General features: G+C 66.7%; 17 protein-coding genes. 10 read left to right on the forward strand and 7 right to left on the reverse strand.

All coding sequences use genetic code 11. From position 1 onward, the window contains the following. The first annotated feature begins 73 nt into the window (after positions 1-73). Entirely contained in the window at positions 74-730 is a 657-nt protein-coding gene (locus tag ACZYZ7_RS30755; RefSeq protein ID WP_463742467.1) for a TetR/AcrR family transcriptional regulator, read from the forward strand. A gap of 105 nt (positions 731-835) precedes the next feature. Then, positions 836-2,140 (forward strand): citrate synthase, encoded by a 1,305-nt coding sequence (locus ACZYZ7_RS30760; protein ID WP_450071049.1) that lies wholly within the window; start codon positions 836-838, stop codon positions 2,138-2,140. 80 nt (positions 2,141-2,220) lie between these two features. Here ACZYZ7_RS30760 and ACZYZ7_RS30765 read toward each other — a convergent pair whose 3' ends face one another. Continuing rightward, positions 2,221-2,685 (reverse strand): YbaK/EbsC family protein, encoded by a 465-nt coding sequence (locus ACZYZ7_RS30765; protein ID WP_463742468.1) that lies wholly within the window; start codon positions 2,683-2,685, stop codon positions 2,221-2,223. A 39-nt stretch (positions 2,686-2,724) separates the two neighbouring features. Continuing rightward, positions 2,725-4,128: an amidohydrolase gene (locus ACZYZ7_RS30770; protein ID WP_463742469.1), complete on the reverse strand. Its 1,404-nt coding sequence runs from the start codon at positions 4,126-4,128 to the stop codon at positions 2,725-2,727. 85 nt (positions 4,129-4,213) lie between these two features. Between ACZYZ7_RS30770 and ACZYZ7_RS30775 the strand changes: the two genes are divergently transcribed. After that, the gene (locus tag ACZYZ7_RS30775) at positions 4,214-5,668 is read left to right on the forward strand and encodes an MFS transporter (RefSeq protein ID WP_463742470.1); all 1,455 of its coding nucleotides are present in this window, start codon (positions 4,214-4,216) and stop codon (positions 5,666-5,668) included. Beyond that, positions 5,658-6,086: a MarR family winged helix-turn-helix transcriptional regulator gene (locus tag ACZYZ7_RS30780; RefSeq protein ID WP_135452704.1), complete on the forward strand. Its 429-nt coding sequence runs from the start codon at positions 5,658-5,660 to the stop codon at positions 6,084-6,086. The genes ACZYZ7_RS30775 and ACZYZ7_RS30780 overlap by 11 nt, the downstream gene beginning before the upstream one ends. Before the next feature lie 15 nt (positions 6,087-6,101). Here the strand turns inward: ACZYZ7_RS30780 and ACZYZ7_RS30785 are convergent, their stop codons facing one another. Next, positions 6,102-6,512 carry a nuclear transport factor 2 family protein gene (locus ACZYZ7_RS30785; protein ID WP_463742483.1) on the reverse strand — a complete coding sequence of 137 codons (411 nt, stop codon included), beginning with the start codon at positions 6,510-6,512 and terminating at the stop codon, positions 6,102-6,104. A gap of 59 nt (positions 6,513-6,571) precedes the next feature. On the opposite strand from ACZYZ7_RS30785, the gene ACZYZ7_RS30790 reads away from it, so the two are divergent. Continuing rightward, a complete protein-coding gene (locus ACZYZ7_RS30790; RefSeq protein WP_463742471.1) occupies positions 6,572-7,357 on the forward strand; it encodes a TetR/AcrR family transcriptional regulator in 786 nt (261 codons plus the stop codon). A gap of 10 nt (positions 7,358-7,367) precedes the next feature. Here ACZYZ7_RS30790 and ACZYZ7_RS30795 read toward each other — a convergent pair whose 3' ends face one another. Further along, positions 7,368-8,909, reverse strand: coding sequence for a phytoene desaturase family protein (locus tag ACZYZ7_RS30795; RefSeq protein ID WP_450071227.1), 1,542 nt, complete (start codon positions 8,907-8,909; stop codon positions 7,368-7,370). Between the two features lie 30 nt (positions 8,910-8,939). Continuing rightward, positions 8,940-9,188 (reverse strand): DUF2630 family protein, encoded by a 249-nt coding sequence (locus ACZYZ7_RS30800; protein ID WP_135452708.1) that lies wholly within the window; start codon positions 9,186-9,188, stop codon positions 8,940-8,942. A gap of 31 nt (positions 9,189-9,219) precedes the next feature. Here ACZYZ7_RS30800 and ACZYZ7_RS30805 point away from each other — a divergent pair, with 31 nt between their 5' ends. From ACZYZ7_RS30805 to arfC, 4 genes are all read left to right on the forward strand, one after another. Further along, entirely contained in the window at positions 9,220-9,582 is a 363-nt protein-coding gene (locus tag ACZYZ7_RS30805) for an FKBP-type peptidyl-prolyl cis-trans isomerase (RefSeq protein ID WP_135452709.1), read from the forward strand. 117 nt (positions 9,583-9,699) lie between these two features. Further along, positions 9,700-10,755 (forward strand): channel-forming protein ArfA/OmpATb, encoded by a 1,056-nt coding sequence (gene arfA, locus ACZYZ7_RS30810; protein ID WP_450071042.1) that lies wholly within the window; start codon positions 9,700-9,702, stop codon positions 10,753-10,755. 11 nt (positions 10,756-10,766) lie between these two features. Further along, positions 10,767-10,922 carry a channel accessory protein ArfB gene (gene arfB / locus ACZYZ7_RS30815; RefSeq protein WP_167857730.1) on the forward strand — a complete coding sequence of 52 codons (156 nt, stop codon included), beginning with the start codon at positions 10,767-10,769 and terminating at the stop codon, positions 10,920-10,922. Continuing rightward, positions 10,919-11,524 (forward strand): channel accessory protein ArfC, sunset domain variant, encoded by a 606-nt coding sequence (gene arfC, locus ACZYZ7_RS30820; RefSeq protein WP_135452710.1) that lies wholly within the window; start codon positions 10,919-10,921, stop codon positions 11,522-11,524. The genes arfB and arfC overlap by 4 nt, the downstream gene beginning before the upstream one ends. A gap of 60 nt (positions 11,525-11,584) precedes the next feature. On the opposite strand, the gene ACZYZ7_RS30825 is transcribed toward arfC, so the two are convergent. After that, positions 11,585-12,925, reverse strand: a complete 1,341-nt coding sequence (locus tag ACZYZ7_RS30825) for a sensor histidine kinase (RefSeq protein ID WP_463742472.1) — start codon at positions 12,923-12,925, stop codon at positions 11,585-11,587. Between the two features lie 4 nt (positions 12,926-12,929). Further along, a complete protein-coding gene (prrA, locus tag ACZYZ7_RS30830) occupies positions 12,930-13,640 on the reverse strand; it encodes a two-component system response regulator PrrA (RefSeq protein ID WP_003884623.1) in 711 nt (236 codons plus the stop codon). A gap of 93 nt (positions 13,641-13,733) precedes the next feature. Here prrA and ACZYZ7_RS30835 point away from each other — a divergent pair, with 93 nt between their 5' ends. After that, positions 13,734-15,614 carry an ABC transporter ATP-binding protein gene (locus tag ACZYZ7_RS30835; RefSeq protein WP_450071039.1) on the forward strand — a complete coding sequence of 627 codons (1,881 nt, stop codon included), beginning with the start codon at positions 13,734-13,736 and terminating at the stop codon, positions 15,612-15,614. The last annotated feature ends 9 nt before the right edge of the window (positions 15,615-15,623 follow it).

The following is a 15,623-nucleotide window of genomic DNA, read 5'->3' on the forward strand; positions in this document are numbered from 1 at the left end:
GAATGGCACTCAGCGCCACATAGTTGCCGAAATGGACCGGAAAGCAGGCCTTTGAGCGATAGCATCCGATCTCGTGGTTGACGTTGTGCGGCAGGCTGAGACGGGTTTGCGGGAGCGTAAAAAACAGCGCACCCGGGCGATGTTGATCGAGGCTGCCATCGATCTGTGTGACCGTCAGGGGTTCGAGCAGACCACTGTGGAGCAGATCGCCGCGGTCGCGGATGTGTCCCCGCGCACGTTCAGCCGCTACTTCGCTACCAAAGACGCCGTCGTGCTGGCGTTCGTCGACGAGGTGATCGAGATTGTCGCGATCGAACTCGAGGCGCAACCGGCCGGAATCGGCGATATCGAGGCGCTGTACCGGGCCCACCTGCAGGCGTTCCTCAAGACCAAGACCGCGCCGCCCACCCAACTCACATCGGATCGGCTGCTGGCCTCGGCGCGCATCATCACCTCGTCGCAGGCGCTGATCCAGTCGGCTTCGGAGTTCCGGGCGGATGCGGTAAACGCGGCGCTGGCACGGCGGATGGGGGTGCCCGGCGACGATCGCCGGCTCAAACTGACGGCCGTGGTGTGGGGATCGATCATCATGACCGGCATCGCTGAGCTGGGATCTCGGGCGGATTGGGACACCGTGACCGTGGATGACATCGTCGAGCGGATCGAATCGACGTACGCCGATTTCCTGGAGGTTGTCGCGGGCGTGGAGCAGCGTCCCGACCGAGGCTGAGCCGTTTGCAGTGACCCGTTAGTAACCCCCCGCGGGCAGCGCAGATCGATTGCGACTACCTTTTGTAGAGCAGTTGTCGGTTCCCAGGACGATGAAGGGATTCCCGTGGCCGAAAACCCGTCGAGTGGGCAGGAGATTGCCACTCTCAAGTACCCCGGTGGCGAGATTGATCTCGATATCGTCCATGCCACCGAGGGCAGTGACGGCATCGCGCTTGGTCCGTTGCTGGCCAAGACCGGCTACACCACGTTTGATGGTGGCTTCGTCAACACCGCTTCCACCAAGTCTGCGATCACCTACATCGACGGTGATGCCGGCATCCTGCGTTACCGCGGTATCCCGATCGAGCAGCTGGCCGAGAATTCCACGTTCATCGAGGTCAGCTACCTGCTGATCTACGGTGAGCTGCCGACGGCCGAGCAGTTGGAGTCGTTCACCACCCAGATCCAGCGGCACACCCTGCTGCACGAGGATCTCAAGCGGTTCTTCGACGGCTTCCCGCGCAATGCGCATCCGATGCCGGTGCTGTCCAGTGCGGTCAACGCGCTGAGCGCGTACTACCAGGATTCGCTGGATCCGCTGGACAAGAAGCAGGTCGAGCTGTCGACGATCCGGTTGCTGGCGAAGCTGCCGACGATCGCGGCGTATGCCTACAAGAAGTCCGAGGGGCAGCCGTTCCTGTACCCGGACAACTCGCTGACGCTGGTGGAGAACTTCCTGCGGATGACGTTCGGTTTCCCGGCCGAGCCGTATGAGGTGGATCCCGAGATCGTCCGCGCGCTGGACATGCTGTTGATCCTGCACGCCGATCACGAGCAGAACTGTTCGACCTCGACGGTGCGTCTGGTGGGCTCGTCGCAGGCCAACCTGTTCACCTCGATCTCCGGTGGCATCAACGCGCTGTGGGGCCCGCTGCACGGCGGCGCCAACCAGGCCGTGCTGGAGATGCTGGAGAAGATCCGTACCGGCGACGACGACGTGCAGACCTTCGTCAAGAAGGTCAAGAACCGCGAAGACGGTGTGAAGCTGATGGGCTTCGGTCACCGGGTGTACAAGAACTACGACCCGCGGGCGCGCATCGTCAAGGAGCAGGCCGACAAGATCCTGGGCAAGTTGGGTGGCGACGATGAGTTGCTCGACATCGCCAAGCAGCTCGAAGAGATCGCGTTGACCGACGACTTCTTCATCGAGCGCAAGCTCTACCCGAACGTCGATTACTACACCGGCGTGATCTACCGGGCGATGGGCTTCCCGACCCGCATGTTCACCGTGCTGTTCGCCCTGGGCCGGCTCCCGGGCTGGATCGCGCACTGGCGTGAGATGCACTCGGAGCCCAACAAGATCGGCCGCCCGCGCCAGATCTACACCGGCTACACCGAGCGCGGCTACGTAGACATCAGCAAGCGCTGAGTTTCTCTCCGCGAGCAGACACAAAACTGCCCCTTTTCACGCGAAAAGGGGCAGTTTTGTGTCTGCTCGCGCAGTATCTGTCAGCGCACCGCGATCGCGGCGCCGCCGGTGAGCGCCAGTAGCTGCGCGTAGGTCAGGGGCATGACCGAATCGGCGGTGCCCGCGGCCGTCCAGATCACCGGGTAGGACGCCAGGGTCTGATCGACGACGGTGCGTAGCGGTGCCGGATGGCCCGTGGGCGCGACGCCGCCGATGACCTGTCCGGTCGCGCTGCGCACGAGTTTTGGGTCGGCCTTGCGGATGGCAGTGGCCCCGAGACGGTCGGCGACGACGCCGGTGTCCACCCGGCCGGCACCGCTTGCCATCACGAGCAATGGTTCGCCGTCGCATTCGAACACCAGGCTGTTGGCGATGGCTCCGACCTCGCAGCCCAGCTGTTCGGCGGCTGCCGCTGCAGTCTTGGCGTCGGCGTCGAGGATCTTGATGGCCGGTTCGATGCCGGCGGCGGCCACTGCCGCGGCGACGAGGGAGTTCCGTTCGTTCACGGTGACGATTCTGTCGGATCGGCGCGCATCGTGCCCAGACTATTTCTCGTGGCGGACAACACCGTTCATCATCGTCAGCTTGACCTCGGCCTGGAGGATCTCGTGCGGCGGGATCGCGGTGAGGTCCTTGTCGAGCACGACCAGATCGGCCAGCTTGCCCACTGTGATGGAGCCCAGGTCGTTCTCGCGGCGCAGTTGGTAGGCCGGGCCCATGGTTTGGGCGGTGATCGCCCGGTCCAGGGTCAGCCGTTCCTCGGGCCGAGGAAGCGGCGTCTGGTCAGGCTTGCCCAATTCCTGCCTGGTGAAGGCGATCTCGATCGCTTCGAGTGGACGGAAGATGCTGTAGTAGCTCGCGGCCGGCCAGTCGGAGCCGAAGGACAAGCGGGCGCCGCCGTCGGACAGCGACTTGAACGGGTACATGCGATCGGCCCGCTCCGGCCCGAGGCGCACGGTTGTCACGTTGCGCCAGTAGGGGTCCGGTGTGGCCCACTGGGCCGAGACCTGCGCGATGACACCAAGCTCGCCCAACCGCGGAATATCCTGTGGGTCAACACATTGCATATGTGCGATGGCATTTCGCCGGTCGCGTTGCGGATTGGTCTTGGCGGCGGCCTCGATCGCGTCGAGCGTCATGCGGGTCGCTCTGTCTCCGATGCAGTGCACGTGGACGTCGATTCCCTGCGCGTCGGCGCGCTTGACGACGTCGTTGACCTGTTCGGCGGAGAACAGCGGCTGGCCGCTGGTGCCGGGCTGGTCCGCATACGGCGCGAGCATCGCCGCGGTGCGTCCGGCGTCCACGCCGTCCATCACGATCTTCAGCACGTTGACGTGCACCAGCTCAGTTTGTGGCACGTCGCGCAGCGCCAGGATCTTGGGCAGCGGGTCGACGTTCGGCTGGTTGTAGTAGTAGCTGCCGGTGACCCGGAACGGGAGCTTGCCCGCGGTCTCAAGGTCGCGGTAGTGCCCGAAAGCCTTGTCCTCCGGCATGATCTCGACGCCGGCGTCGAACATCGAGGTGATGCCGGCCTCCGATGCCCTGGGCGCCCATTGGGCCAGCGATTCGGCGACGAACGCCTCGTCCATCGGCACCACCGAATTCAGCACCTGCATGTAGGCGGGCACCTCGACGAGATACCCGGTCGGCGTGCCGTCGGGATCGCGCTGGAACACACTGAAGCCCGGAACCGGATCGGCGGAGTCCTTGGTGATCCCGGCGAGCTCGAGGGTGTTGGTGTTGACCCATGCCGAGTGGGCGTCGATCGCGATCAGCAGCACCGGCCGGTCCGGCCAGATCGCGTCGAGGTCCTCGCGTCTGGGTCCGGTCGCGGGGAATGCGTCGTAGCGCCAGCCGAAACCGCGGACCGGGCCGCCTCCGGCGACGGTGGGTGCATAGTTGCGCAATGCCGCGAGGATGGCGTCGCGTGTGTCGAACTGGAGGTCCACTCCGCGGGTGATGGCGCTGGGCCGGCGAACCGCTGCGGCGGGTTTCGACTTGCCTCCACGATAGTTGTAGTTTCACAATAGTTGTGTGAATACAACTGTCGGCTCGCTCAGCGCACGGCGCAAGGCGATCATCCTCGTCTCGTGCTGTCTGAGCCTGCTGATCGTGTCGATGGACGCCACCATCGTGAACGTCGCACTTCCGAGCATCCGTGAGGATCTGGGTGCGTCACCGTCGCAGCTGCAGTGGATCATCGATGTCTACACGCTGGTGCTGGCTTCGCTGTTGTTGCTGGCCGGCGCGACGGGCGACCGGTTCGGTCGCAGGCGGACATTCCAATTGGGGCTGACGATCTTCGCGGTGGCCTCGCTGCTGTGCAGCCTGGCCCCCAACATCGAAACCCTCATCGCGGCCCGCTTCCTGCAGGCCATCGGCGGTTCGATGCTCAACCCGGTGGCCATGTCGATCATCACCCAGGTGTTCACCGGCCGGGTGGAGCGCGCCCGCGCGATCGGTGTGTGGGGCGGGGTGGTCGGCATCTCGATGGCACTCGGCCCGATCGTGGGCGGGGCGCTGATCCAGTACGTGGACTGGCGCGCGGTCTTCTGGATCAACCTGCCCATCTGCGCCCTGGCCGTCGTGCTCACCGCGATCTTCGTCCCCGAATCGAAGTCGGCGACCATGCGCGATCTCGACCCCATCGGCCAGGTCCTGGGCGTGGCATTCCTGTTCGGCGTCGTCTTCGTGCTCATCGAGGGCCCGGGGTTCGGTTGGACGGACCCGCGCACCCTCGCCGTCGCAGTCGTCGCGCTCGTGGCCCTGGTGGCGTTCCTGCGCTACGAATCGCGCCGCAGGGACCCGTTCATCGACCTACGGTTCTTCCGCAGCGTGCCGTTCGCCTCGGCCACCCTGATCGCGGTCTGTGCGTTCGCCGCGTACGGAGCCTTCCTGTTCATGATGTCGCTGTACCTGCAGACCGAGCGCGGCTACTCCGCGATGCACACCGGCTTGATCTACCTGCCGGTCGCGGTGGGCGCGCTGATTTTCTCGCCGCTTTCGGGCCGTCTTGTCGGCCGGTACGGCAGCCGGCCCTCGCTGCTGGTGTCGGGAGCGACGATCACCGTGGCCGCCATTCTGCTGACCCGGCTGACCGGCGACACCCCGGTGTGGCAGCTGGTGGTCATGTTCGCGGTGTTCGGCATCGGGTTCTCGATGGTCAACGCGCCGATCACCACCACGGCGGTCAGCGGTATGCCGCTCGATCGCGCCGGTGCGGCCTCCGCGGTGGCCTCCACCAGCCGTCAGGTCGGCGTGAGTGTCGGTGTGGCGCTGTGTGGTTCGGTGGCGGGGGCGGCATTGGCCGGAACCGGTGCGGAATTCGCCGCGGCCGCCCGGCCACTGTGGTTCGTCTGTGCCGCACTGGGTTTGGTGATCTTCGTCCTGGGCGTCATCTCCACCACGCCGCGGGCTTTGCGTTCCGCGCAGAAGTTGGCGCCGCTGATCGGTCAGCACCATGTCCCGGAGGTGACCCATGTCCGGTGACGGGCAGGCCGAGTTGGCCGACGAGGTGTGGCGCGCCCTGACCGCGTTGGTGTTCGACCACCGTGACCGGTGGCGGCGTGCGGTGATCGAGCGAACCGGACTGCCGTTCAGCCGTATCCGCATCCTGAAACGGCTGGCGCGCGAACCGCTGACGGTCAAGCAACTGGCCTACGCGGCGACGGTCGATGCCCCGGCGGCCACGGTCGCGGTCAACGACCTTGAGGAGCGCGGGCTGGTGGTGCGTGAGGTCGACCCGGCCAACCGGCGCTGCAAGCTGGTCTCGCTCACCGACGCCGGGCGCGCATTGCTGGCGCGCATCGACCGGGTCGAGGACCCGGCGCCGGAAGTGCTCGCAGCGCTCGACGCCGGGGACCTCGAAGCCCTGCGGGTGATCCTGCGCAAGGTCACCGGGCCGTAGCCGTGTCGATCGGGATCAGCTCTCGCCCCACCCGCCCTGCACCATGGTCTGGAACTTCCAGTCGCCGTCGCACTTGACCAGCAGATCGCCGTAGCGCACCTGCTGGCTGAACCCGTCGGCGGTGAACGTCGCGTCGGTGATGACGAACACCAGGTTCTCGTTGATGAAGTGCGGCGTGCGCGTCGACTCCATCGCGAAATCGGTGCTCTGGCCCAACTGTTCGGCCATCTGGGCGATGAACCCGGCGCGGTCGACGGACTCGGCGCTGCCGTCGGTCACCTCGTTGAGCGGAAACATCGCCTGATCCGCCATGCCCTCGACGTCCTTGTTCAGCGCCAGTGCGTCGTAGCGGGCGAACCAGGCCAGCACCGAGTCGACATCGGCGGTGGTGGGGGTGAATTCGCAGGCCTGTGGCGTGGTCACGATGGGGCTCCTCGGCGGTAGAATTACTCTGTACGGCATATACTGTACATAGTACAGAGAGGATGGATGGCGTGGCAGAACGCGCAGGAGGGGACCGCAGCAGTGCCGGCGATCCGGTCCGCACGCTCGAACTGCTCTGGCGGGAGCCCGGTCAGGGCGCTCGCACTCGCGGCCCGAAGCAACGCACGACGGTGGACGCGGTGGTCGACGCCGCCATCCGGATCGCCGATGCGGACGGCCTTGATGCACTCACGATGCGGGCGGTCGCCGGGCAAGTGGGCGTGACGCCGATGGCCACCTACACCTATGTGCCGGGCAAGGCCGAACTGCTGGACCTGATGGTCGATACCGTGTACCGGCAGATGCCGCGCCACGACTTCGCCGGAAAGACTTGGCAGGAAAAGGTTTCCATGATCGCCGAGGACAACCTCGCGATGTTCGAGAGGCACCCCTGGATCACCTACCTGCCCACGACCCGCCCGCCGCTGGGCCCGGGCATGATGGCCAAGTACGACCACGAGCTGAGCGCGTTCGATTCACTCGGACTCACTGACCTCGACATGGATTCGGCCCTGACGTATGTGTTGGGCTTCGTCAACTCGGTGGCCCGGATCGCCATCGATTCGCGCCGGGCCGCAGCCGACAGCGGCCAGAGTGACGGGCAGTGGTGGGAACGCGTCGGCCCGCTGCTGGAGCGTGTCCTCGACGGTGACAGGTACCCGTTGGCCTCACGGGTGGGGACGGCGGCCGGTCAGGCATTCGACGCGGCCTACAGTGCCGTGCACGCCTACGAGTTCGGGTTGGCGCGTGTGTTGGACGGGCTGGCTGACCTCATCGACGCCGGCTGAGCCTGTCGTCTCAGCCTTCGAGTACAGCCATCGCGGCGTTGTGCCCGCCGATGCCGGAGACGGCGCCACCGCGCACCGAACCCGAGCCGCACAACAGGATCCGGTCATGCGCGGTGGCCACACCCCAGCGCTGCGCCGGCGTTTCCAACGGAGCGTCGTCCTCGGCGAACGGCCACCGCAGCGCGCCGTGGAAGATGTTGCCCGCGGTCATCCCGAGGGCCTGTTCCAGATCGGCGGTGGTCTTGGACTCGATACACAGCCGGCCGGCGCCGTCCTCCATGAGGACATCCTGGATCGGTTCGGCCAGAACCGAATTGAGCGAGTTCAGCACCGCCGAGGTCAGCCGGTCGCGCGTCCGGTCGGGATCGCCGGCGGCCAGTGAGTGCGGGGTGTGTAGACCGAATACGGTGAGCGTCTGGGCCCCCGAGCCGCGCAGGTCCTCAGACAGGATGCTGGGATCGGTCAGGGAGTGGCAGTAGATTTCGCACGGGAGCGGATCGGGGACGCGCCCGGAGGCGGCGGCGTCATAGGCTCCGGCCAGCTGGCTGAAGGTCTCATTGATGTGGAAGGTGCCGCCGAATGCCTGCTGGGGCGTGACGTGTTCGTCCCGAAGCCGGGGGAGTCGACGCAGCATCAGGTTGACCTTCACCTGCGCGCCGGGGGCGGTCTCGGGGGCCGGTTCGCCGAGTAGGCCGGCGAGCACCGCCGGGGTGACATTGGCCAGCACGCGCTCGGCAGAAACCTGCCGCGCCGTTCCGCCCTGCCGGTAGCGCACCTCACCCTCTGGGTTGACCGCGTAAACATCTGCACCGGTGATGATTTCGGCACCGAAGCCGGCCGCGGCGGCAGCCAGGGCCCCGCTCACCGCACCCATCCCGCCGACCGGCACGTCCCAGTCGCCGGTGCCGCCGCCGATCAGGTGGTAGAGAAAGCACGCGTTCTGGATCAGCGACGGATCATCGATGTCGGCGAACGTGCCGATCAGGGCGTCGGTGGCCATCACGCCGCGCACCAGATCGTTCGACACCGCGTTGGTGATCGCCTCGCCGATCGGCCGTTCGATCAGCGCTTCCCAGGCCGCGGCGGTTTCGTTGTCGTGTCCGGTGAGCACGCCCCGGCGCATCTCGGCCCGGCTGCGCAGCGGCTGCAGCAGCGTCGGCCAGATCCGGGACGTGATCAGCCCGCACCGGCGGTAGAAGTCGCTGAACCCGGCCGCGTCGGTGCCGGCGCCGATCGCATCGAATGTCGGCTGCGGGCCGATCAGCAGTCCGGTGGCGCCGCCGGTGGCCGGATCGGGCGTGTAGGACGAGATTCGGCGCCGGGACAGCCGGATTCGGGCTCCCAGGTCGCTGATGATGCGTTGGGGTAGCAGGCTGACCAGGTACGAGTACCGCGACAGGCGGGCATCCACACCGTCGAAGGCGTGCGCCGAAACTGCCGCGCCGCCTACGTGGTCGAGGCGTTCGAGCACCTGCACCCGGCGTCCCGCACGGGCCAGGTAGGCAGCGGCCACCAAGCCGTTGTGCCCGCCGCCGATGATGACGGCGTCCAACGCCTTTCCTGTCACGTCACGCCCTGCCGGTCAGCCTCGATAGCCTTCGACCTCGTCGGCCCCGCGTTTCTCGGCCAGGCCCGGGTCCTGTCCCGTGTCACGCAGCGCACGACGCTGACGCAACAGGTCCCAACACTGGTCGAGGGCGACTTCCAGCGATCTCAGTCGTTGTTGCTCTTCGGATTCGTCTATTTCCCCTCGCTGCAGTTTGGTCCGGAGCTCCTGCTCTTCGGCAACGAGCCGGTGAACTTCGGCGAGGATGTCCTGATCTTTGGCCACACAACCAGTCTGCCGGACTACCGTTGATCCGGTGAGTACAAAACCTGAGATCGAGTTTCCGGACGGACCTGCCCCCACCGAATTGGTGATCAAGGACCTGGTGGTCGGCGACGGCGCCGAGGCGGTGCCCGGCGGCAACGTCGAGGTGCACTACGTGGGCGTCGAATACGACTCCGGCGAGGAGTTCGACAGCTCGTGGAATCGCGGAGAATCCATCGAATTTCCATTGCGGGGCCTAATTCAGGGCTGGCAGGACGGAATTCCCGGGATGCGGGTCGGTGGTCGGCGCCAGCTCATCATTCCGCCGGCACAGGCCTATGGCCCTGCGGGTTCGGGGCATCGGCTTTCGGGCAAGACACTGATCTTCGTGATCGATCTGCTCGCCACCCGTTGACGTGTCCTTGGGTTCGGAATGTATTGGCCGAACCTAACCGTCAATTTCCATTTGCTGCTACCGTCAACCTGTTTCGCGGCTGTAGATAACTGTTCGTCGACTACAGGAGTGCCCAAAATGTCGGGTTCGGACGAATCTCGGACAATCACAGGCTGGCAAACAGCCTCCAAGTTATATCGACGACCACCCGGTTTGGGTTGGTTGCTGGCGCTGGCGGCAGTTCCATTGTTGCTGGGCCTGATCGGATGGGGCGGACTCGACCGCTCGCACAAGAACACTGATGTGACGCTTCCCGATGTGAATCCCACGGCGACATTGAGCGTTCCGGACGTGAATGCCCCGGACCTCAACGCGCCCAATGTCAATTTGCCGAACCTCTCGTTCGCGCCGTTGTCGATCGCCCGTAACGGCAACGGCTTCACCCTCACCGGTGATCTGCCCGACGCCGCGGCCAAAGCCTCGCTGTTGGATTGGCTGCGCGGAAAGTTCGGTGCGGACGTCAATCTGGTCGACAACCTGAATCTGCGTCCGGGTGTGAGCACCCCCGATGTGTCGGCCCTGGGCAAGGTGTTCGACGCCGCGGCCGAGGGCATTCCGGATTTCAACTTCAGCGTCGACGGTGACACGCTGACGCTGACCGGTACGGCGCCGTCGGCGCAGGTGCGTGACGCGGTCGAGGCGGCCGCGAAGGCGGCCTGGCCGAACATCAAGCTCGTCAACAACATTCAGATCGCGGCCGCTCCGGCTGCCCCCGCGCCACCGGCGCCCGCGGCTCCTGGTGCACCGGGTGCTCCCGGTGGCACACCGGGACCCTGCGCGGCGTTGCAGGGCGATGTGAGTGCACTGCTGCGTACTCCGATCAACTTCAGCACCGACGGGTTCGCTGTGGCCCCGTCGTCGCAGCAGCTGCTGTCGCAGGTGGCTGACAAGCTCAAGTCGTGCGAAGGCGCAAAGGTGGCCGTCACCGGTTACACCGACAGCTCGGGTAATGACGCCATCAACATCCCGCTGAGCGGCAACCGCGCCAAAGCCGTTGCCGATTATCTGGTTTCGCAGGGTCTGGCGGCCGATCACGTGACGTCGTCCGGCGCGGGTTCGGCGAATCCGATCGCCGGCAATGACACCCCCGAAGGCATGGCGAAGAACCGCCGCGTCGAGATCACGGTCAATTAGGGAGATTCGACATGGACTTCGTAATCCAGTGGTTGTGGTATCTGCTCGCGTTCGTGGTGGGGTCTCTGGTGGCCTGGCTGATTTCGGTGGTGACCGTCAAGCCCACCAGTGAGGAAGAGGCGTTCGCCGAACTGCCCGGCTCGCGTGAGATTGGAGCAGGACGATGAGCGATCTGAACTGGTGGTTGATGGCCCTGGCCTTCGTGCTCGGGCTGGTGCTGACGCTGGCGCTGACCCTGCGCAGGGTGAAGCGGGAGGTGCCGGTGTACGGCGCCCTGGGGCGTCGGCCCGATGCTGCGGCGGCGGCCGGGGACGGTAAGGCCGCGGCCGCTGGTGGAACGGCCGGTGCTGCAACGGCTGTCGCCGATGACGCCACGACCAAGCTGCCCAGGGTCGGTTCGGGGGACGAGCCCACCACCCAGCTGCCCAAGGTCACCAGCGCGGGTGCCGCGGCGGCGGGTGCGGCTGCCGCCGGTGCCGCCGGGGCGGCCAAGTTCGCCTCCGGCGGGGGTGCCCACGAGGCTGCCGGTGACGGCGTCAAGGTCGTCGAGGAGACGCCGTACGGTGCCGGTTCGGTCCGGGTCTCGGGTGCGGGCACGCCGACGGGTTATCTGATCAAGGGCAACGAGGATTCGATGCTCTATCACTCGCCGGAGAGTCCGTCGTACTCGGTGACCATCGCTGAGATCTGGTTCGCCGACGTCGAATCCGCCGAGGAGGCCGGGTTCAACCGATGGGACAGCGGTAAGTCCCAGCGCGACAAGAAGTAGCGGCAACGCAGATCGCCCGCCTCCACAACCGGAGGCGGGCGATTTGTGTTCGGTGCGTGGTCAATGCGGGCCGGGCAGGCGCAGCAGCAGCCGTGCCCCGCCCAGTGGGCTCGATTCCAGAGTGGCTGTGCCACCGTGTAATTCGGCCTGCTGGGCCACCAGTGCCAGTCCCAGGCCGGAGCCCAACCTCGATGCCGTCGATCCCCGGGAGAAGCGTTCGAACACCATCACGCGTTCTTCCTCGGGCACACCCACGCCGTCGTCGTCCACCGCGATCTCGACGCCCTCGCGGGAGCTCACCGCCGACAACAGCACTCGGGTGGCGCCGCCGTGTTTGACGGCGTTGGCGATCGCGTTGTCCACGGCCAGCCGCAGCCCGGTGGGCAGTCCGATGATGATCACCGTCGGTGAGGGCGCCAGCGCGACGTCGAGATCGGGGTAGACGCGCATGGCGTCGTGGGCGGCGCGGTCGAGCAGTTCGGTGATGTCGACGGTGACGTGGTCGTCGGTGGTGGACAACTCGCCCTGGGCGAGGCGTTCCAAGGCGCCGAGGGTGGCCTCGATCCGCGACTGCGTGCGGATGACGTCGTTGACCACTTCCTTACGCTCATCGTCGGGCAGGTCCAGGGTCGACAGGACCTCCAGGTTGGTCCGCATCGCGGTCAGCGGGGTGCGCAGCTCGTGGGCGGACACCGAGGCGAAGTCGCGGGCCGAGGCCAACGCGGCCTTGGTGCGGTCCTGTTCCTTCCAGATGCGTTTCAACATGCCGTTGACGGCGTCGGCGATCTCGACGGCCTCGCTGGCACCGCGCACCTCGACGTCGGGAGCCTCGTCGCCCGCCTCGATCTCGCGGGTCTGCTCGGCCAGTCGTTTGAGCGGGCGCACCGCGAACGCGGCCAGCACCCAGCCCAGCGCCGTGGCCGCACCGACCGCGAACACACAGATGATGAGCACCCGGCGGTGCAGGTTGTTGGTGTCGGCGATGGTGGCGTCGTAGGTCGCGCCGACTGCCACCCACATGGGTCCGGGGGCAGGAATCTGCACGGTGCGCACCCGCCAGCGCACGCCGTCTATGTAGGTGTCGGCGTATCCGTCGGGCAGCTCGGGCAGGATCACGTTCGAGTTCGACGAGACGTTTCCGGCCTGGCGCACGGTGATCACCGCGTCCTGGTCGCTCGGGGAGCGGGGGATCTCGCCGAGGCCCCGCGGCAGGAACGGGATGGCGAAGCCGGCGGCTTCGTCGAGGCGGCGGTCCAGCCGTTCCTTGCGGTCGTTGGTGATGCCGACCCAGACGATGGTTCCGACGATGACGACGACGATCGCCGCGCCTATGGCGGTGGCGAACGCGACCCGGGTCCGCAGCGACGGTGTGCGGCGGAAGATCCGGGTCAGCGGCCTCATTTCGCTATTGGGTCCTGAGGACGAATCCGACCCCGCGGACGGTGTGCAGTAGTCGCGGCGCGCCGCCGGCTTCCAGTTTGCGGCGCAGGTACCCGATGAATACGTCCACCACGTTGGTGTCGGCGGCGAAGTCGTAGCCCCAGACCAGTTCCAGCAACTGCGCCCGGGACAGCACGGCGGTCTTGTGCTCGGCCAGCACGGCCAGCAGGTCGAACTCGCGTTTGGTCAGGTCCACGTCCACACCGTTGACGCGGGCGCGGCGGCCGGGGATGTCGACCTCCAGTGGGCCGACCTGGATGGTCTCGGAAGAGAAGGTGGCCGATGCGCCGCGGCGGCGCAGCAGCGCCTTGACCCGGGCCACCAGTTCCTGCAGCACGAACGGTTTGACCAGGTAGTCGTCGGCGCCGGCTTCCAGGCCGGCCACGCGGTCGTCGACGCTGCTGCGGGCCGAGAGCACGCAGACCGGCACGTCGTTGTCCATCGCGCGCAGCGCGGTCACCACACTGACGCCGTCGAGTACCGGCATGTTGATGTCGAGCACGATCGCATCCGGGCGGGTCTCGGTGGCGCTGCGCAGCGCCTCGGCCCCGTCCACGGCCGTCGAGACGGTGAACCCGGACAGCCGCAGCCCGCGTTCCAGCGACGCGAGCACGTCAGGGTCGTCGTCTACGACGAGGACCCGGGGCGAGGCCATGCCACCGGTAGCGCTATCCATAACCGCCATCTTGCCCGATGAACAACGGTGAATCGCGCAGGCGCCCGGGAAGTCTTTGACCTCAATAATTGTTCAGGTTTTACGGTGATGTACATGAATATGGAAACAGTGGCCCGGCAGTCGCTGTACAGACAGGCCCATGCGCGCGACGGAGACCTCCGCGCGCTGGCCGACCGGCGCCTGCTGTCGCGGATCTGGCGGTTCGCCGCGCGCCACCATCGCAGGCTGGGCGGGTTCGTCGCGATCAGCGTGGTCAGTGCGCTGCTGACGGTGACGACGCCGGTGCTGGCCGGCCGTGTGGTCGACGCGATCACGCAGGGCGGCCCGGCGTCGACGGTGGTGCTGCTGGCCTGCACTATCGCTGCGATCGCCGTCGCTGAAGCCGCAGTGGCCCTGTTGACCAGGTGGTTGTCGTCGAACATCGGCGAGGGTCTGATCCTGGACCTGCGCACCGCGGTGTTCGACCACGTGCAACGCATGCCGGTGGCGTTCTTCACCCGCACCCGGACCGGCGCCTTGGTGAGCCGCCTGGGCAATGACGTGATCGGGGCGCAGCGGGCGTTCTCCGACACGCTCTCGGGCATCGTCGCCAACGTCGTGACCCTGACGCTGACGCTTGTGGTGATGCTCAGCATCTCGTGGCAGATCACCCTGCTGTCGTTGGCGCTGCTGCCGTTGTTCGTGCTGCCCGCCCGTCGCATCGGCACCCGGATGGCTGGGTTGTCCCGCGAGGCGGCCACGTACAACGCCACGATGAACACCCAGATGACCGAGCGGTTCTCGGCCCCGGGAGCCACCCTGGTCAAGTTGTTCGGCAGCCCGGAGACCGAGTCCGACGAGTTCGCGGTGCGTGCCGGCCGGGTGCGTGACATCGGGGTGCGCACGGCGATGCTGCAGTCGACGTTCATGAACTCGCTGACGCTGATGTCGGCGCTCGCCCTGGCATTGGTCTACGGGCTGGGCGGCGTGCTGGCGATCGGCGGGCAACTGCAGGCCGGTGCGGTGGTGTCGCTGGCACTGCTGCTGACCCGGCTGTATGCGCCGCTGACCGCACTGGCCAACGCGCGGGTCGAGATCGCCAGCGCCCTGGTGTCGTTCGAGCGGGTTTTCGAGGTGCTGGACCTGGTGCCGCTGATCGCCGAGGAACCCGATGCCGTGTCTGTGCCGGATGGTCCTGTCGAGGTCGAATTCGACCACGTCCGGTTCTCCTACCCTTCGGCGGACAAGGTGTCGCTGGCCTCGCTGGAAGAAGTGGCGACGTTGGACGACCGCGGCGGTGAGGAGGTGCTGCACGGCATTTCGTTCACGGCCCGGCCCGGCCAGATGGTGGCGCTGGTCGGATCGTCGGGGGCGGGCAAGTCGACCATCGCGTCGCTGCTGGCCCGGCTCTACGACGTCGACTCCGGTTCCATCAAGCTCAACGGGGCCGACGTGCGGGACGTGACGTTCGGGTCGCTCAAGGACACGGTGGGCATGGTGACCCAGGACGGGCACCTGTTCCACGAGTCGATCCGCGCCAACCTGTTGCTCGCGGCGCCCGAAGCTGGTGAGGACGAACTCTGGGAGGCACTGCGCCGGGCTCGGCTCGATGACGTGGTCGCGGCCATGCCCGACGGCTTGGACACGGTTGTCGGTGAGCGCGGATACCGTCTGTCCGGAGGGCAGCGGCAGCGGTTGACCATCGCGCGCCTGCTGTTGGGACGATCACGGGTGGTGGTGCTCGATGAGGCGACGGCGTCGCTGGACTCGGCCTCGGAGGCCGCCGTTCAGCAGGCCCTCGCCGAGGCATTGGGCGGGCGCACCTCGATCGTCATCGCGCACCGGTTGTCCACGGTTCGCGCCGCCGATCTCATCCTGGTCATCGAGGACGGGCGCATCGTCGAACGCGGCACTCACCGCGAGTTGCTCGCCCGGGGTGGCCGCTACGCCGAGCTGTACGACACGCAGTTCTCCCAGGAGGTCCCGGCGGCATGAAGTTAATCG

The sequence above is a fragment of the Mycobacterium sp. IDUB_17 genome, assembly GCF_055419465.1.